Genomic DNA, 18716 nt, shown 5'->3' with positions numbered 1-18716 from the left:
TGCCACTACTAACTCGATTATATCATTAAATCACACAAGTCTTTCAGTGCTCCCAATGTTTGCAAATCATCTGTTAAGGGTTCTACCACCGCCACATGAACGGATAATCTTTTTGGGAGTCCGCTATTAATAATTTTGGCGGCATCGACCAATAATCGGGTTGAAACGGTTTCGGTCAAGCCCAACTCAGTTAAGTTTCTGATTTTATTACCAATTGCTACCAATTTCTTGGCAACATCATGGTCAATTTGAGTTTCGTTAACCAAAATTTCGATTTCAACTTTTGCCTCCGGATATTCAAAAGAAACAGCAATAAAGCGTTGGCGTGTTGATGGTTTTAGCTCTTTAAATCCTCTTTGATAACCGGGATTAAAAGAAGCCACCAACATGAAATCCTCATGTGCTTTTATGGTTTCGCCTAATTTGTCAATGAAAAGTTCGCGTCGGTGATCGGTCAACGAGTGAATCGCCACAATGACATCAGGACGCGCTTCGGCAACCTCATCTAAGTATATAATAGAACCTTCTTTGACCGCCGTTGTCAATGGACCGTCCAACCAAACGGTTTCGGCTCCTTTGATGATAAAACGACCAATCAAATCTGTTGAAGAAGTTTCTTCATGACAGCTAATCGTAACGATTTTTCTGTCTAATGCATGTGCCATATGTTCAATGAATCGGGATTTTCCGGTTCCTGTAGGCCCTTTTAACAAAAAAGGAATTTTATTTTTGTAGGCATGTTCAAAGACTTCTTTTTCTTTGCCTACTGCGTGGTAATATGGAATTTGTATTGACATAATTTTATTTTTAAAAACAAAACTCATTCTAGTGTTTACAGGCAACAAAGAATGCCGTATTCAATAGTAATGAGTCTTGTCAGCTATAATAAAGTATTTAAAGATCTATTTTATTTCTTCTGAAATTGTATTTTTTTGTTTGGAGACATAATTAAGTCCAATTTTTATTTCCGGTGAAGAAAGGCTTTCATTATGTGTTTCTTCTAAGGCTTCATCGGTTGGCCTACCATACTTAACAAAATCGTAAATAAAGAGTGCTATTCCGGTGGTAAACATCGTAGCGCAAATTAGCAACACCACAAAGTGAATACTGATTTCGTTTTGAACATCCATGAATTCCATTTTTAGCTTGCGTTCCATGTATACCTGAACTACCCCGGCAACACCAAAAGCAACTGTCATTCCCAGCATCCCGATATTAGATAACCAGAATGCCAAATTTCCTTGGGTACTATTGTAGCGTTTTCTACCTGTTAGATTAGGAAGTGCATAGCTGATAATTGCTAAAACAATCATAGCATAAGCTCCCCAAAAAGCGTAGTGACCATGCATGGCTGTAACTAATGTTCCATGCGTGTAAAGATTAGTTTGTGGCAAAGTATGTGCAAAACCTAACAATCCGGCTCCGATAAAAGAAACAATAGAGGCACCAATGGTCCAGAATAAAGCAATCTTGTTTGGATGGCTTTTTTCTCCTTTTCTGTACATATTTACAGCAAATAAAGCCATAGCCAAGAAAGCCAAAGGCTCCAATGCAGAGAAAATACCACCAACGATTAACCAAATTTTATTTACACCAATGTAATAGTAGTGGTGACCAGTCCCTAAAACTCCAGATAGGAATGTAAGACCAACAATTACATACAACCATTTTTCAATAACTTCTCTGTCAACACCTGTTAATTTGATTAATAAGAAAGATAAAATACCTCCCATAATCAATTCCCAAACACCTTCAACCCACAAGTGAACAACCCACCAACGGAAGAATGAATCCATTACCTGGCTATCAAACCAAATCATTCCAGGAATATATAACAAAGCTGCAAACAGTAAGCCCATGACAAGCACTATGGCTGTTGTCGTTTTTTGTTTCCCTTTGTAAAGAGTTCCTATAATTAGGAATAAAAAGAGTAAAACATTTACAACTACCAAATAGTCTAATTCTCTTGGAATCTCAAGGAATTTCCTTCCTTCCCAATGGTTAAAGTGAAAGCCAACAATAGCGACAACACCAACAACAGCTAAGGATATCAGCTGGACATAGGCCCATTTTACGCTAATTAATTCGTGTTGCGCCTCTTCTGGAATAATGTAGTAAGCAGCTCCCATAAAACCGGTTAACAACCACACCACTAGTAAATTAGTATGTACGGCTCTTGCCACATTAAAAGGGATTATTTCATGGAGTCCTTGTATTCCTATTCGGTCAAACCCCATTATAAAACCATAAACGATTTGCAATGAGAATAAAAGCATGCACAAGGCAAAAAACCAATAGGCTACTTTTTGTGATTTGTATTTCATAATATTAGTATTAATTATTTTCTTTAGCTAGCGGTGAAACAACTCTGTCAAATCCGTTTAAGTCAAGGTTACCAATCCATTTAAAATAAGCAACCATCGCGTTGGCATCAGCCTCATTCATTTTATAGGCAACCATTTTTCTTCCTCTTGGCGCCCATGGTACTGGCGACATTAATGCAGCCTTAACATAGCCTTCTCCCCTGCGCTCTAAGACTTTTGTAAGTTCTGGTGCATAATAGCCTCCTTCTCCCATAATACTATGACAACCCATACAATTGTTGGATTCCCAAATTTCTTTTCCCCTCACAACCTCTTTGGTAATATCGCTGTAATTTGTTTGATCGTTTCTCGGCATAAACGAATAAATAGTCAGCCCTATGAAAATTAAAAAGGTGACCAACGTTCCTCCTAAAAAAAATGCTCTTGCCTGTGATTTTGAAAGCATAAGTATCTGTTTTTTTTTGTTAATAAAAGGTTTTACTTCAAATAAAGGACAAAAAAGTCTTTTATTGTTTTGTGCAAAGTACGATCTAAATAAAAAGTTAAAACATGATATAAATCATATTTTTAAATTTCTTCAAAAAAAATAAAAATTTACTAATTTTAAAAATATAAAAACTAAACAAAACCCAAAAACGAGACTGATTATAAGTATTTTATAAAAAACTTTTAACCAATAATTTAATTAAGGATAAATTTGTCTTTTATTAAAAATAAAATGTAATTTTGTAATTGAATTCTAACTTAAAGAAAAAAATATGGAAGCTTTTAGAAAAATAACAATTGGCGAATTTGTCGCCCAAGATTTTAGAACTGCAGCAATATTCTCAAAATATGGGATCGATTTCTGCTGCAAAGGAAATCGCACTCTTGAAGAAGTATGTGATAAAAAAGTAATCACTCCAGATGAATTATTAGAACAATTAGAAACTGTTTTAGCAACAAAAAATGATGCCGGAATTGATTTTAAATCATGGCCTTTGGATTTATTGGCTGATTATATCGAAAAAACGCATCATCGTTATGTAGAGCAAAAAATACCCGTTTTATTACAATTTTTAGATAAACTGTGTAAGGTTCATGGAGCAAATCATCCTGAACTGTTTGAGATCAATGAACTATTCATTGGTTGCGCTGGCGAATTGACACAGCATATGAAAAAAGAAGAATTGATTTTGTTCCCATTTATCAAAAAAATGGTAAATGCAACAATGAACCATCAAATGATTCAAGCACCTGGTTTTGGGACTGTAGAAAACCCAATCGCCATGATGATGGACGAGCATGAAGCCGAAGGGGATCGCTTTGTTAAAATTGCTTCCTTGACCAATAATTATACGCCACCGGCTGATGCTTGTAATACCTATCAAGTAACTTTTGCGATGCTGAACGAATTCGAACAGGATTTACACAAACACATCCACCTAGAAAACAATATTCTATTTCTAAAATCAGTTGCTTTAGAAAAAACATTTTCAGCCCAAGAGTTAAATTAAATCACTAATGTAAAAACACTAATTATCAATGGAAAAATATGTTATCAAAAGAAATGGTGAATACAAACCCTTTGAAACTTTTAAAATAAAGGATGCTATAGCAAAAAGCTTTTCAAGTGTCAACATAGTATTTGATGAAAGTGTTTTTGAAAATATAATCCAACTATTAGACTCCAAAGAAATCTGGTCGGTCGAGGAAATTCAAGATTTAATTGAAAAGGCACTTTTCGAAAAAAACCATTTCGAAGTCATGCGTTCCTTTATGTTATTTCGACATAGCCGTAAGTTGCAGCGCGAACATATTGATGGTTTAAATCAAGACACCACCTATGTAGATAGCACGCAAACCATTCAGGAATATGTGGAGCAAACCGATTGGCGCATCAATGCCAATGCCAATACCTCCTATTCCAATGCTGGTTTAGTGAATAATGTAGCAGGAAAAATAATTGCCAATTATTGGCTCGATAAAGTATATACCAAAGAGGAAGGCTATGCGCACCGCAATGGGGACATCCACATACATGATTTGGATTGTTTAACAGGTTATTGCGCCGGATGGAGTCTGCGCGTTTTACTCAATGATGGCTTTAATGGCGTTCGTGGTCGAGTTGAAAGCAAAGCTCCTTCGCATTTTAGGGAAGCGCTAGGACAAATGGCGAACTTCCTTGGGATTTTGCAAAGCGAATGGGCTGGTGCCCAAGCTTTCAGTTCCTTTGACACCTATTTGGCTCCCTATGTTTTTGCTGATAATCTCACTTTTGATGAAGTGCTGAAAGCGGTTCGCAGTTTTGTCTACAATTTGAATGTCCCGGCACGCTGGGGACAATCCCCTTTTACGAATATCACTCTAGATTGGATTGTTCCCGATGATCTGAAAGAACAGATTCCGACAAAAAACGATTTGCATTTTTTTGAAAATAATTCCAGTTATTCTCTTTTGGTACGTGCCAAAGAGCGCGGTGTGGAAAAAGTCACTGACTTGCGATATGCGCATTTTCAGGAAGAAATGAACCTTATCAACAAAGCCTATTACACAGTGATGACCGAAGGCGATGCTAATGGACAGCCTTTTACCTTCCCTATTCCAACGGTAAATATCACCGAAGAATTTGATTGGGACGGAGAAAACACCGACTTGCTTTTCGAAAATACAGCCAAAATTGGTTCCTCTTATTTCCAGAATTTCATCGGAAGCCAATACACTTTGGATGAAAATGGCTCTAAGGTTGAAAATCCAAATGCCTATAAGCCCAATGCCGTTCGCTCTATGTGTTGCCGCTTACAACTTGATTTACGTGAACTTTTAAAACGGGGCAATGGTCTTTTTGGCAGTGCTGAGATGACGGGAAGCATTGGTGTAGTTACCATAAACATGGCGCGTTTAGGCTATATTTTCAAAGGAAACAAAAAAGAGTTTTACACTCAACTGGACAAATTATTGCTTATTTCTAAATCGACTTTGGAAAAGAAAAGAGTATTCATCCAGGAGATGTACGATCGTGGTTTGTATCCCTACACCAAAAGATATTTGCAACATTTCAGAAACCATTTTTCCACTATTGGTGTCAACGGAATGAATGAAATGATTGCCAATTTTACCGAAAATCAGGATACAATTACTTCTGCTACGGGAATCGAATTTGCCGCTGAAGTATTGAAACACATTCGCAGCCGAATGAAAGAATTCCAGTCAGCAACCGGAAATCTATACAATCTCGAAGCCACGCCGGCTGAGGGAACTACTTACCGTTTTGCCAAAGAAGATAAAAAACGTTTTCCCAATATCATCCAAGCCGGACAAGAAGAAAACATTTATTATACAAACAGTTCCCAGATTCCTGTAGATTATACCGAAGACCCATTTGAAGCTTTGTTTTTACAGGATGAATTACAATGCAAATATACCGGAGGAACTGTACTCCATTTATACATGAGCGAAAAAATCAGTTCGCCGGAAGCCTGCAAGCAATTTGTCAAAAAAGTATTGACTAATTTCAAATTGCCTTATATTACCGTAACGCCTGTATTTAGTGTTTGTCCATTGCATGGCTATTTAAATGGCGAGCATGAATATTGTCCAAAATGTGATGAAATTATAATTCAGGAGAAAGCAAAATTTATTGAGATTTAAAAACACTAACTGTACGATACCAATTAGTTACATTGATCTTTGCGATTAATTTGACACAATTCATAATTAAAAAACTATAAAATATGAAACTAACAACCAATCAGATTTTAAATCAAAATCAAGAATTGCGCACCAAATGTCTGGTCTACACCCGTGTAATGGGTTATCACAGACCCGTAGAAAGTTTTAACATAGGCAAAAAAGGAGAACACAAACAACGAACCCATTTTCATGAAGGAAAGTGTAGCTAAACCAATTTACAATATAACCCCATTTACACTTTTAGATTACCCTCATAAATCAGCCTGTATTCTTTGGTTTGCAGGCTGTAATATGCGTTGCTTATATTGTTATAATCCCGAAATTGTACTGGGAAAAGGGAGTATTTCCATTGCTGAAGTGATTTCTTTTCTCCACTCGCGCAAAAATCTGCTGGATGCCGTGGTTTTTAGCGGAGGCGAAAGTTTATTGCACTGCAACATTATTTCTTTGATTAATGAAGTCAAAAAAATGGGTTTTCTGGTCAAAATTGACACCAATGGCTCCCGACCGGAAATCTTACGGCTATTGCTTGAAAATAATTTAATTGATTATCTGGCTTTGGATTTTAAAGCGATGCCTGCTGACTTTGAAAAAATAACTCAGTCTGCACTTTTTCTGCCGTTTGAAAAATCCTTAGATTTATTAATTGAAAGCGGAATTCCTTTTGAAGTTCGCACCACAGTGCATTCTGATTTAATATCCGAAAAGCAACTCCGAACAATGATTGCTTATTTAGAAAAGAAACAGTACAGCGGGATTTATTACATACAATATTTTGTAAACAATGTTATTACGCTAGAGAAATTAAACTATTCCTATCGGGAATTAGATGATAAAAAGCTTTCTACATCAGGGATTAAGGTGCAAATAAGAGCTTGATTCAAGAAAAATATTGCCAAGAAATAGTCCTAAAATAAATTAAAATTGACATGAACCATCATTTGTTATTAATTATCCATCTTTTGAGTGCCACAGTCTGGGTCGGCGGCCATTTAGTTCTTGCTCTGGGCCATTTGCCTCAAGCCCTCAAGGAGAAAAATCAAAGTATTATTTTAAACTATGAAAAAAAATATGAACCTATAGGAATGACAGCCTTGGTTTTACTGGTTGTTACCGGTGTAATAATGGCTTATAAATATGGCATTAGCATTCAATATTGGTTTCATTTTGACAATCCGCTAGAGAGAGTGGTTTCTACCAAATTACTTTTATTATTGCTGATAGTTCTCTTTGCATTGAGCGCCCAATTTCGGGTGTTACCCAAACTTAAAGACAATCCAAAGAAATTGCCTGAAATGGCTTTTCATATAATATCAGTCACAATAATTAGTGTATTGATGCTCATTTTTGGTTCTTTCATCCGTTTTGGAGGGATTTAAAATGCCATTAGATTTTTTCTTTTTTTATTTAAATTTTAATTTAGAACAATACCCATATCCAACAAGGAATAAGAACTTATTTATCTAAATTTGTAAAAAAAACAACTATGTTTTCTAAAACCTGTGAATATGGCATTCGTGCCACTATTTTTATAGCATCGGAATCATTTCAAAACAATAGAGTCGGATTAAAAGACATTGCCAAAAAGATTGATTCACCCGAAGCTTTCACTGCCAAAATTTTGCAAATACTTTCCAAAAATAACATTATCCACTCCATTAAAGGAGTTGGTGGCGGATTTGAAATCCCGAGAGACAAAATAAACCAGATTAAACTGGCTCAAATTGTAACAGCAATAGATGGTGATCGCGTTTTTACCGGTTGCGGTCTCGGTTTAAACCATTGTTTTGAAGAGCATCCTTGTCCTGTTCATGATAAATTCAAAGAAATACGAAACGGTCTTGCAGCAATGCTAGAAAATACAACCCTTGAGGAACTCGCGCTGGGCATTAAATCCGGTGATACTTTTCTAAGATATTAGTTTTAAATTTATTACTCAGATTGAAAATTGACTTAAAGTTTTCAATCTGAGTAAATATCTTTAAGAATTTTCGCTTTTAAACTCTTTTATTTTCCTTTTGCAGTTTTCACTTCAATCCCAAATAAGATTTAACAACTTCTAGAAGATAATCTTTTATGTTTTTAGTTTATTCATGGAGCTTATTTATCCAAAAAAAATATAAATTTCGGCAAAATAATCTCTACAAACCTGATAATTATCATACTAAGTACTTCCCTTTAGGTTTAATTTTACAACAAAAAAAGTTAGATAGCGATAAATAAATCAGGTGCTGTTTCGGCTTTTATGCATCAGCATTTTAAAAGCAATACTATTTTGATTATAAGCAACTTAAACTGTTTTTAATTTAAAAGAATAACAGCTAATAAAGAATTTAAAATCAGAAATGGAAAATCTTAAAGAGAGAATAGTAAAACTAAAAAAAGAAAAAAACGCGGTTATTCTGGCGCACTATTATCAAGAATCCGATATTCAGGATATTGCAGATTATGTGGGAGACAGCTTGGGATTATCTCAAGAAGCTATGAAAGTGGATTCGGATATTATTCTTTTTGCAGGAGTCCATTTCATGGCTGAAACTGCCAAAATACTAAACCCGACTAAAAAAGTTATTCTCCCTGATTTAAAAGCGGGCTGCTCCTTGGCCGAATCCTGTCCTCCAGATTTGTTCAAAACATTCATTGATCAGCATCCAGATCATATTGTTATTACCTATGTGAACTGCTCTGCCGAAATTAAAGCAATGAGCGATATTGTTTGCACCTCATCCAATGCAGTAAAAATTGTAGAATCAGTACCAAAACAAACTCCAATTATTTTTGCGCCAGACAGAAACTTAGGCAAATATATTATTGAAAAAACAGGCCGTGACATGTTACTATGGGACGGCTCTTGTGTGGTTCATGAAGCTTTTTCATTAGACAAATTGATAGAAGTTCACAAACTGCATCCCGACGCCAGCATCATTGCACATCCTGAATCAGAAACACACATTTTGAAAACGGCAAGTTATATCGGTTCGACTGCGGGCATGATTGATTATGTAAAAATAAATGCCAACAATAAATTTATTGTCGCCACCGAAGCAGGGATTCTGCATAAAATGCAGCAAGAAGTTCCCCATAAAATATTAATTCCGGCACCAGCCCAAGACAACAATAGCTGTGCTTGCAGCGAATGTGGTTACATGAAGATGAATACTTTGCAAAAAGTCTATGATTGTTTGCTTGATGAAACTCCCCAGATTAATATTCCAGAAGATCTAAGAAAAAAAGCCTTACTTCCCATTGACCGCATGCTAGAACTATCAAAATAATGATGACTACAAATTACTTAATTATTGGTTCTGGAGTAGCGGGATTGACTTTTGCCATAAAAATGGCAGATCGATTCCCTGATCAAAAAATCACCATTCTCACTAAGGCAACGGCTGACGAATCAAACACTAAATACGCTCAAGGCGGAATTGCAATTGTCACTAATAAAACAGAAGATTCTTATCAAAAACACATTCAGGACACTCTGATTTGTGGTGATGGGCTCTGTAATGCCGATGTAGTAAAAATGGTGGTCACCGAAGGCCCAAAACGACTAAAAGAACTAATTAGCTGGGGCGCAAAATTTGACAAAAATGCCAAAGGAAACTTTGATTTAGGCAAAGAAGGCGGACATTCCCAAAACAGAGTGGTACATCATAAAGACCAAACCGGATTTGAAATCGAGCGTGCCATACTGGAACAAGTTTACCAAAAGAAAAATATTAGTGTTTTGGATCATCATTTTGCGCTTGATTTAATTACCAAAAACAATCGCTGCCATGGCGCTTATGCTTTAGATCAAAAAACAAAGAAGATTATCACTTTCCAATCAAACCACACTGTATTGGCATCCGGCGGAATTGGACATCTTTACGGACACACAACCAATCCTACAATAGCAACTGGTGACGGTATCGCCATGGCAAGTCGTGCCAATGCAATAATCAAGGATATGGAATTTATCCAATTTCATCCCACGGCGCTTTACGATAAATCATCCGGTTCCGCATTTTTGATTTCCGAGGCTGTTCGAGGTTTTGGTGCCTATTTGCGTACCAAAAACGGACATCGGTTTATGCTGGATTATGACCCCAGAGAAGAATTGGCCTCTCGTGATATTGTTTCCCAAAGTATTGATTTGGAACTTAAAAAATCAACTGAGCAATGCGTTTATTTAGATTGCACTCATTTGGATATGAAGGCCTTTATGAAGCATTTTCCAATGATTTATAAGCGTTGCAAAAGCCTTGGCATAGACATCGCCAAAGATTGGATTCCTGTAGTTCCTGCTCAGCACTACCTTTGCGGTGGCATTGTGGTGGACAAAAACGGAAGAACCTCTATTGAAAATTTATTTGCCTGTGGCGAATGTTCCCGAACAGGTTTGCATGGCGCAAATCGATTAGCCTCGAACTCCTTATTGGAAGCCTTGGTTTATTCGGACAAAATTTATAATTATTTAGCGAATAACGCTTTTGAGAAAAAAGATTTAAATTTTACTGTTGCAGCTTGGGTAACAGTGGAAAATACTGAAATCAATTCGGCTTATATTGCCCAAATGAAATCGGAATTACAACTTTTGATGCGACAAAACGCAGGAATTGTCCGCAATAACAATAATCTGCTTCAAGCCAAAGAACAACTGCTACAATGGAAAGAAGAATTAAAAGAAAAAATCAAAAACCACCAAGTAGAGACCGGTTTGTATGAATTGCAAAACATGATTAGCATTGGGTATTTAATCGTACTGCATTCCATCGAAAGAACTGATAATCGTGGTGGTTTTATGAAAGTTTAGTAACTAAAAGTAACATTCAAGAAAAAATTTCTCCCTTTTCTGGGAATGTTATTCCAATCTGAAAAAGTGGAATAATAGCGATCTAAAACATTTTCAATCCCCGTTCTTAGATTCCATTTGCTGTTGTCTATAGCAAAAGAATAGCTCGATGACAGATTTAAAATGGCGTAATCAGCAGTGCGGTCTTCGCCATATAAAGGGCTGTATTGGGATTGAACAGCATTTCCCTGTACCGAAATTTCCGATGAGAATTTATTTTTTTTATAATTCAAAGCCGCTGAATAGCGCAACGGACTTATAAAAGGCAGATTCTCCTTTTTATTGTCTTCGCCGTAGCTGTAAACCAATTGCCCTTTCCATTTAAAATGACTGTCAATTTGGTATTCCAAGTTTAAATCGGTGTTAAAAATAGTAGCATAATCAAGTGCCGTGTAAATTTTCACCCCACTCCCACCGATGGTCATCGGAATTAAAGTGGCATCGGGTTTACCAACGATATAATTAAAAATATGAAAATAAGAAGCCGAAATTCTGGCACTGCTTTTTTTGGTAGCATATCCAAAAAAAAGGTTCCCTTCCGCTGATTTTTCTTTTTCCAATTCTGGATTCCCTATATAATCGTAGCGGTCAAAACTATTGAATAAATAAAACCCATAGCCTTCTGAAACCGATGGCGCTCTTTCGCCATAAGCTACACCAAATCCATATTCAACGCCGTTTTGGCTACCAATATAATTAGAAGAAATGCTTTTCAACAATCTGTTTTTACTATCTTCCATATTGGGGTAAAAGATCTGTAAACTTTCTAATCCCAATTGATTCGCCACTTTGTTAAAGTGATTGGCTATACTCGCGGTAAATTTCAAACTAGAATGACAGTTCAAGACAATATTATCCTCAACAAACAATCCATTGTATAAGGTTCTCACATCAGGCCAGGTAAACATAAACATTAAATTCTCATTAGGATCTGTTGGATACATCGTCATTTCGGCAATGGAGCGGTTGTAAAAAGAACTCAAATCAGCCATAAAATGGTGGTTTTTAAAAACTCCTTTTGCTTTGGAATAAAAACCATAAGTATCACTCCATCCCGGCATATCCATATGAATGGGCACAAAAGGACGTTTTGTATCATCCATTCTATGAGTTATAGTGTTGTAATACATTTTAGTCTCCCAGTTTTTTATGCTTGAATCTGTTGGAATATATTCAAATTTCAACGAAGTGATTACCGCTTTGGCCAAAGAAACATCCATAGGAAGCGCCGGATACCCCACATCAGTAGCTTTGTCATAGATTAGTGAAGCTTCAATGAGTTTATTTTCATCAAACTTAAAACCCGAAGTAGCCGAAATATTGATTTTTTTAAACTGAGAAAACAAAACCACCTGCTTGTTTCCAGCAGTATAATTTTCGGCATTTCGATACATAAAATCGGTATCTAAATAAAAGGAACTTCCTCCATAATTTATCGATGTTCCTACAATTTTTTGTTTGCCATTGGTTTCAAAGCCGGTATTTATTGAAGTATCCCAGCCTAAAGCTGTAAATCCACTTCGATTTCTTTTTAAATCAACAGCTCCGCCTATAGTGGCTCCATGATTCCCTCCTTGCTGTCCCGATACAATAGTTGCTTCCGATAGATTTGAAACCTCAACATAAGAAGTAATTGGATCCATTTTATCGGTACATGCTCCAAAAATGCGCATGCCATCAATGGTAATCAAAGTTCTTTCGGTAGCCATACTGTTGATAATAGGTTCCCAGGCATATGCGCCTCTTTTAATCATTTCTACTTTGCCGGATTGCTGTAAATATTCCTCTATTGAAGCCAAAGATTTAGACTGCTTTTGGTATAATTGCGCTTTTTTTCCAATAACAATCACTTCGCCCAACGCTTTTGGTTCAAGAGAATCCTTGGACTGCTCTTGGGCAAAAAGCATTGTGGAGCTCAGAAAGGAAATAAGCAGCAGGAAAAAAATATTTTTCATATGTAGCTAATATTATTTTTGTTGGAATATGAAATTCGCATCAGGTCTTCATTGCTGTATGCATTGAATCCCGTTATGCTTATTTCATATAAATTGGTTTTAAAAGGTCAAAAAAACAGATTACTTTTTTGACCTTTTTCAATTAAAAACAAAATGGAATTAGAATTCTATTTCGAAATAAATACTGCTTGCAGGAACTACATCTGTAATTGTTTCCCCTTTCAAAACCTCGTTTGAATCATTCAAAAGTTGCAGATTAATTTTCCAATATCCTGTCATGGTTAATGATAATTTTCCGTGGTAGAATTTATCGGAAACCGATTGTACCAAATCGGTATTATTAGGCGATCCGTGATTTCCCATACTTGGCATTCTTGGATCAATTTTCACTTTAAAATTATCAACAACAGAAAACAACATCATACTTTCCATTCTAAAAACGCCAACAGTTATATCGTTTTGTGCCACTTTTGGTGAAATAGGATCAATTAAAGCTAAAAGATATTTCTTGCCATCAGTTCCCGTAAAAGAAGTCACTCTATTTTTAGCCGAAGCCGGAACACTAATTCGATTGCTTGCAGAGTAATCTACGCCGTCAATAGTGTAATTCAGGCTTAGAGTCCAATATTCAGTAGCATTTTCGGCCATTTGAAAAATAATATAGCCATTGTATAGACTTTCTTTTCCGGTTGTTTTCTCAATGGAAGAATTCGGACAAGCATGTTGCATTGAAGTCATATGCATCATAGGAGCCCAAGTGATTGCTGCATTTTTTATGTATTCATTAGTGGATTTATTTTTAATGCGAAGTGAAATAGCATTATGTCCTTGTTGCAAAACTCCTGTTGCAGAATACAATTCTATAGTATGGGTATCATTTGTAATTTCTTGTATTTTGGTCAAACCGTCTAATTCATGAACGGTGGGAACTTCATTATCTGATGAACAGGATGCAAAAACGGATAAAAAAACTAGTGTTATTATTCTTAAATATTTCATTTTGTTAATTTTAAAATTTGGACAATAGAATCCCAATCGATAGGTTTTTATCGAAAAAAAAGGGATTTTAAACTTGAAAAATTAAGAAAAAATGGTAGGCGGACGAAAAACAGAATTCCCATTCAAATAAGAGTATTGCTTTGAATAGTCATCGTTTATCTTTTGTTTTTTGACAAAACAAATAGGTTGAATAGCTAATGAATTGATTTCCTGAAAAAACAATATTTCCAACACAGGAGTTGTGCTTTTCTTATTTGATGGTAAAGAATTTGTTGCGTCTGAGGCTTTGACCAATTCTTTCATCAAATAGCATTTCCCATCACAATGAAGCTTTGGTTTTTCCTTGTTGACGCAAAGCACTTTTGATATGTAATCGTAATTAACAACATATTCTACTACCGGAAATACTGGTTTCAGAAGTATGAATAATGTCAATATAAATGCTATTTTTTTCACAACACAAATATACAAATGTCAAATGCGAATTTCCATGATTTATATCATATTAATTGCAATTGCAAATTTCTAAGTTTGTTATAGTAAATAAATGAATCCAAGATGATACTATCATACAACACAAAATATTTATAAAATGACTTTTAACTCTAAATTTTGGATCAAATTCTCATTGCTAAATCTTTGTATTGTAGCTTTTTTGGGTGTTATAATGCGTTACAAAATGGGATTTGAATTTCCTTATTTAAACCAAAGAAATCTTCAACATTCTCATTCTCATTTTGCCTTCGCTGGATGGATTACTCATACCTTAATGGTACTGATGGTTTACTTTCTTCAAACAAAAATCGTGGATTTTACCGGAAATCAATATACAAAAACAATTATCGCAAATTTAGTTTGTTCCTATGGCATGCTTATTTCCTTTATTATTCAGGGATATGGAGCCTTTTCTATCTTTTTTTCAACGGCTTCTATCGTAGTTTCTTGTTATTTTGGCTATCAGTATTTTAAGGATTTAATACAAGTTGATAATAATTTGCTGTCCAAAAACTGGTTTAAAGCAGCAATTCTATTTAACGTTTTATCTTCTTTTGGGACTTTTTATTTGGCTTACATGATGGTGACAAAAAACACATCCCAAGATCTACATTTGGCCGCTATTAATTTCTATCTGCATTTTCAATACAATGGCTGGTTTTTCTTTGCTGCCATGGGTTTATTTTTTTCATTTATGAATCTCAAAAAAGAAGACCATCCATTCTATGAAACTACATTTAAGTTGTTTGCATTAGCCTGTATTCCGGCCTATTTTCTGTCAATCATTTGGCTAAACTTTCCACTTTGGGTGTACATTATTACCGTTTTTTCGGCCACGATTCAGGTTTATACTTGGTTTAAATTCTTTTTTATAATTTCAAAAAACACAACAGCTTTTCTAAAAAAACAGATCTCGATTCTTAAATACATTTTGCTTTTTGTCGGCTTAGCTTTGAGCATTAAATTTTTGCTACAACTGGGATCGACCTATCCTTCTTTGAACAAATTAGCATTTGGTTTTAGACCAATAGTTATCGCTTATTTGCATTTGGTTTTATTAGCTGTATTCTCTTTATTCCTGCTTTTTTATATTTATGTAAGTCCCTTTTTTATAATGACAAAAAGAATAAAATTCGGCTTACTTATTTTTACTGTTGGCGTTTTCTTAAACGAAATTGTCTTAGCCATTCAAGGTACAACCTTCTTTAGCTACACCATGATTCCATTTGCGAATGAACAACTTTTTCTGATTGCATTAATGTTGTTTTTAGGAATCGGTATTATAACCTTTTCTACCATAAAAAAACTAAAAGTAGAATATCCAAAATCCTATTTGAAAATTTAATAAAGCCAAAAAAAAGCCAAAACTGTTATTACAATAAAATGAAACACTAAATTTGCGATTTCAAATTTTATTGTATTATGGATAAAATATCTTTTAAGGTATTTTGGGGCTATGCAATTATCATTCTAATGGTTGTTGCTTCTCTGATTTTCAAAGATAAAGAAATAATTCTGCCAGAAATGGCAGCATTGGCAATAGGTTGCTTAATATATCAAAATCCAGTTTGGTTATCCAAACCTCTTCATATATTTCTTTTACCTTCTATCACTGCCATACTGGGGTTTTTAATTAATAAATTAGATATCAGTTTGACAGAAAAACTTATTCTGGTTTTGCCTCTAATGCTAGTTGTACTTCGTCTTTTTAAGAGTCATTTAGCTCCGGCACTGGCTACTGGATTGCTGCCTATTATAACAAATTGTAGCTCATTCGCATTTATTCTCTCAATTTTAGTACTTAGTTTTCTTTTGTCAATCAGTTTAAAATTTATTGACACTTCAAAAAATGAAAATTTGCAGCCAAGATTGCAGCAACCTAAGGATAGTGTAATTTACGTTGTATTTATATCTATATGGATAATCATTTGTTCACAAATAGGATGGATGTTTATGGCCGCTATACCTCCAGTAATTGTTGTAGGCTATGAGTCTGTACACAAAGAATCATATCATTTTTCGATGCTTCGCAAACAAGTAATATGCCTATTTTTGGCTGCATTTGTAGGAACTCAGACTTTTTATTTTGTTGATAATTTAGTAATTGTTGCTTTAATTGATATCGTTGCAGTAACATTTATACTAAAGCTATTTAAATTTAAATTGCCTCCTGCATATGCTATGGCAATCTTACCTATGGCTTTGCACAAATTATCTTATAACTATTTTTATTGGCAAGTGCTTATTATGTCAATTTCAGTGTTTGGTATAGTATATATTTACAAGAACGCAAATGAATATATAACCAATAAGGTACGGCCTTAGTTAAACCGCGTTTTTCTAAATAAATTGGTCATTAAATTCATTGAGATACAATTCAATTGGTTTCCATTTTATTATCGTTCAACCATAGCTGGTTTGAACTTCATTAGCTGTTCAGCTCATTATTATTCAAAATGCAAAGCTTCAATTGGATCTAATCTTGATGCTTTCAATGCCGGATAATATCCAAAAAATATACCCGTAATGGCACACACTAAAAATGAAAAGATTACCGAAGATTCCGAAATCAATGTTGGCCAATGCAACAAGGATTGAATTAACTCTGAAGCAACAACTCCTAAGCCAATTCCAATTAAACCTCCTGTTAGACTAATTAATATCGCTTCAACCAAGAATTGTAACAAAATATCTTTTCCGGTTGCTCCAATAGACATTCGCAATCCTATTTCTTTGGTTCGTTCTGTAACCGAAACATACATTATATTCATAATTCCAATTCCTCCAATCAAAAGTGAGATCCCAGCAATTGCGGTTAGTAATACCGTTAATAATTGGCTTGTAGAACTATAGGTATTGATTAATTCTGCTTGAGTTCGAACTGAAAAATCATCTTCATCTTTGGTTTTTAATTTATGTGCAGCACGCATAATTTGCTCAATTTCATCCGTTGCTAGTTGTGTTTGACTTTCATCAGCTGTTGAGGCATAGATATTTTGCAAATAGATTGAATTTGTAATCCTTTTTTGCACAGTGCTATAGGGTGAAATAATAATATCATCTTGATCCTGTCCAAATGCATTTTCTCCTTTAGATTCTAATACTCCAATAATTCTAAAAGGAATTTTGTTAAACCGAATAATCTGCCCTATTGGATCTGCTCCATACGGAAAAATATTATCTGCAACCGTTTGGCCAATCAAGCAAACTTTATTTGCACTATGTATATCTGATTCTCTAAAAACTGCTCCGTCTTTTAATTGCCAATTTCTAATTTTTAGATAATCAATATCTACTCCTTGCATAGAAGTAGGCCAGTTAAGCGAACCATTGATAGCTTGTCCTCTACTTGATACCGCCGGAGATATCGCATTTAAATATTTTGACTCCTTTTTTAATAGTTCGACATCGGCAAGCGTTAGGGTTTGTACACTGGAAAAATCCAAACGCGCTCCTGCAGCAACATTACTATTGGGACGAATCGTAATCATATTCGAACCCATACTCGATAATTGATCTTGAATACTTTTCTTAGAACCTTGTCCTATAGCTACCATTGCAATAACAGCTGCCACACCAATAATAATACCTAGCATCGTCAATAATGCACGAAGTTTATTGCGTCGTAAAGCCTTTAGAGCTATTAAAAAAAGATTAGTTATTTTCATGTTTATAATCGTCATCTATATGAAAATCCGCTAACATTTGTTTGGCCGATTTTATGTTTTGGTTGTTAAAATCTTTTATGATTTTCCCGTCCCGAAGAGTGATTGTTCTACTGCTAAATGCAGCAATATCCGGTTCATGGGTTACAAAAATTATTGTTTTTTTCTGCTCATTCAATTCTTGAATTAAAGCCATAATTTCATAGGAAGTCCTACTATCCAAATTACCCGTAGCTTCGTCTGCTAGAATCATGACTGGGTCATTTACTAAAGCCCTTGCGATGGCAACTCTTTGTTGTTGTCCTCCAGAAAGCTGATTAGGAAAATGATCCATGCGGTCAGCTAGTTTTACGGCTTCTAAAGCTTTAATCGCCCTTTCTCTTCTCTCTTTCGTTGGTATTTTTGAATTATATAATAAAGGCAACTCAACATTCTCAATTGCAGATGTCCGCGCCAATAGATTATAGGATTGAAAAATGAAACCTATTTTAGTATTTCTTAATGCCGCCAATTCATTTTTAGATAATGATTTCATATTAACCTCATCTAATAAATAATCCCCATCAGAAGGTTTATCCAAACATCCCAAAATATTAAGCAAAGTCGTTTTTCCAGAACCACTACTTCCCATAATGGTCAAAAACTCCCCTTCGGTTACATCAAAGGAAATCCCATTTAAGGCTCTTACTATTTCGGATCCCATTATGAACTCTCTTTTTAGCTCTTTTATTTCCAGAATTTTTTTTCCCATCACAATTTATTTTGCACCCAA

At 35.0% G+C, this 18716-nt stretch carries 18 protein-coding genes; 10 read left to right on the top strand and 8 right to left on the bottom strand.

The genetic code is table 11. From position 1 onward, the window contains the following. Positions 1 to 17 precede the first annotated feature (17 nt). The 3 genes from ACMDB5_RS09600 to ACMDB5_RS09590 form a co-directional block, all read right to left on the bottom strand. A complete protein-coding gene (locus ACMDB5_RS09600; RefSeq protein WP_413998043.1) occupies positions 18 to 797 on the bottom strand; it encodes a CbbQ/NirQ/NorQ/GpvN family protein in 780 nt (259 codons plus the stop codon). 105 nt (positions 798 to 902) lie between these two features. Then, positions 903 to 2324 carry a cbb3-type cytochrome c oxidase subunit I gene (locus ACMDB5_RS09595; RefSeq protein WP_413998042.1) on the bottom strand — a complete coding sequence of 474 codons (1422 nt, stop codon included), beginning with the start codon at positions 2322 to 2324 and terminating at the stop codon, positions 903 to 905. Between the two features lie 10 nt (positions 2325 to 2334). Continuing rightward, positions 2335 to 2769: a c-type cytochrome gene (locus tag ACMDB5_RS09590; protein WP_413998041.1), complete on the bottom strand. Its 435-nt coding sequence runs from the start codon at positions 2767 to 2769 to the stop codon at positions 2335 to 2337. A 313-nt stretch (positions 2770 to 3082) separates the two neighbouring features. Between ACMDB5_RS09590 and ric the strand changes: the two genes are divergently transcribed. From ric to nadB, 8 genes are all read left to right on the top strand, one after another. After that, complete coding sequence (gene ric, locus ACMDB5_RS09585; RefSeq protein ID WP_413998040.1) at positions 3083 to 3820, top strand: iron-sulfur cluster repair di-iron protein; 738 nt, start codon at positions 3083 to 3085, stop codon at positions 3818 to 3820. A gap of 28 nt (positions 3821 to 3848) precedes the next feature. Next, positions 3849 to 5954 (top strand): ribonucleoside triphosphate reductase, encoded by a 2106-nt coding sequence (locus ACMDB5_RS09580; RefSeq protein ID WP_413998039.1) that lies wholly within the window; start codon positions 3849 to 3851, stop codon positions 5952 to 5954. Positions 5955 to 6037: 83 nt separating this feature from the next. Then, entirely contained in the window at positions 6038 to 6205 is a 168-nt protein-coding gene (nrdD, locus tag ACMDB5_RS09575) for an anaerobic ribonucleoside-triphosphate reductase (protein ID WP_413998038.1), read from the top strand. Beyond that, on the top strand, positions 6186 to 6875 hold the full coding sequence (locus ACMDB5_RS09570; protein ID WP_413998037.1) for an anaerobic ribonucleoside-triphosphate reductase activating protein: 690 nt from the start codon (positions 6186 to 6188) through the stop codon (positions 6873 to 6875). Before nrdD ends, ACMDB5_RS09570 begins: the two co-directional genes overlap by 20 nt. Before the next feature lie 50 nt (positions 6876 to 6925). Continuing rightward, positions 6926 to 7375 (top strand): CopD family protein, encoded by a 450-nt coding sequence (locus ACMDB5_RS09565; RefSeq protein ID WP_413998036.1) that lies wholly within the window; start codon positions 6926 to 6928, stop codon positions 7373 to 7375. Between the two features lie 107 nt (positions 7376 to 7482). Beyond that, positions 7483 to 7917, top strand: a complete 435-nt coding sequence (locus tag ACMDB5_RS09560) for an RrF2 family transcriptional regulator (RefSeq protein ID WP_413998035.1) — start codon at positions 7483 to 7485, stop codon at positions 7915 to 7917. A 424-nt stretch (positions 7918 to 8341) separates the two neighbouring features. Next, entirely contained in the window at positions 8342 to 9271 is a 930-nt protein-coding gene (nadA, locus tag ACMDB5_RS09555; protein WP_413998034.1) for a quinolinate synthase NadA, read from the top strand. Continuing rightward, entirely contained in the window at positions 9271 to 10791 is a 1521-nt protein-coding gene (gene nadB / locus ACMDB5_RS09550) for an L-aspartate oxidase (protein ID WP_413998033.1), read from the top strand. Before nadA ends, nadB begins: the two co-directional genes overlap by 1 nt. Here nadB and ACMDB5_RS09545 read toward each other — a convergent pair. The 3 genes from ACMDB5_RS09545 to ACMDB5_RS09535 form a co-directional block, all read right to left on the bottom strand. Next, on the bottom strand, positions 10788 to 12785 hold the full coding sequence (locus tag ACMDB5_RS09545) for a TonB-dependent receptor plug domain-containing protein (protein WP_413998032.1): 1998 nt from the start codon (positions 12783 to 12785) through the stop codon (positions 10788 to 10790). The two genes, nadB and ACMDB5_RS09545, sit on opposite strands and share 4 nt — an antisense overlap. Positions 12786 to 12944: 159 nt before the next feature. Beyond that, positions 12945 to 13784, bottom strand: a complete 840-nt coding sequence (locus ACMDB5_RS09540; protein ID WP_413998031.1) for a hypothetical protein — start codon at positions 13782 to 13784, stop codon at positions 12945 to 12947. A gap of 81 nt (positions 13785 to 13865) precedes the next feature. Beyond that, a complete protein-coding gene (locus tag ACMDB5_RS09535; protein ID WP_413998030.1) occupies positions 13866 to 14219 on the bottom strand; it encodes a hypothetical protein in 354 nt (117 codons plus the stop codon). A 157-nt stretch (positions 14220 to 14376) separates the two neighbouring features. Here ACMDB5_RS09535 and ACMDB5_RS09530 point away from each other — a divergent pair, with 157 nt between their 5' ends. Then, the gene (locus tag ACMDB5_RS09530) at positions 14377 to 15624 is read left to right on the top strand and encodes a hypothetical protein (RefSeq protein WP_413998029.1); all 1248 of its coding nucleotides are present in this window, start codon (positions 14377 to 14379) and stop codon (positions 15622 to 15624) included. Positions 15625 to 15701: 77 nt separating this feature from the next. Then, complete coding sequence (locus ACMDB5_RS09525; RefSeq protein WP_413998028.1) at positions 15702 to 16604, top strand: HPP family protein; 903 nt, start codon at positions 15702 to 15704, stop codon at positions 16602 to 16604. Positions 16605 to 16726: 122 nt separating this feature from the next. On the opposite strand, the gene ACMDB5_RS09520 is transcribed toward ACMDB5_RS09525, so the two are convergent. Together ACMDB5_RS09520 and ACMDB5_RS09515 are read right to left on the bottom strand one after the other, a co-directional pair. Next, the gene (locus ACMDB5_RS09520) at positions 16727 to 17947 is read right to left on the bottom strand and encodes an ABC transporter permease (RefSeq protein WP_413998027.1); all 1221 of its coding nucleotides are present in this window, start codon (positions 17945 to 17947) and stop codon (positions 16727 to 16729) included. Next, positions 17934 to 18695: an ABC transporter ATP-binding protein gene (locus ACMDB5_RS09515; protein WP_413998026.1), complete on the bottom strand. Its 762-nt coding sequence runs from the start codon at positions 18693 to 18695 to the stop codon at positions 17934 to 17936. The genes ACMDB5_RS09520 and ACMDB5_RS09515 overlap by 14 nt, the downstream gene beginning before the upstream one ends. Positions 18696 to 18716 lie beyond the last annotated feature (21 nt).

Source organism: Flavobacterium sp. W1B (assembly GCF_047344965.1).
Classification (GTDB): Bacteria; Bacteroidota; Bacteroidia; order Flavobacteriales; family Flavobacteriaceae; genus Flavobacterium.
Note: the sequence above shows the minus strand (reverse complement) of the source record. Positions and strands in the feature narration are given on the sequence as shown.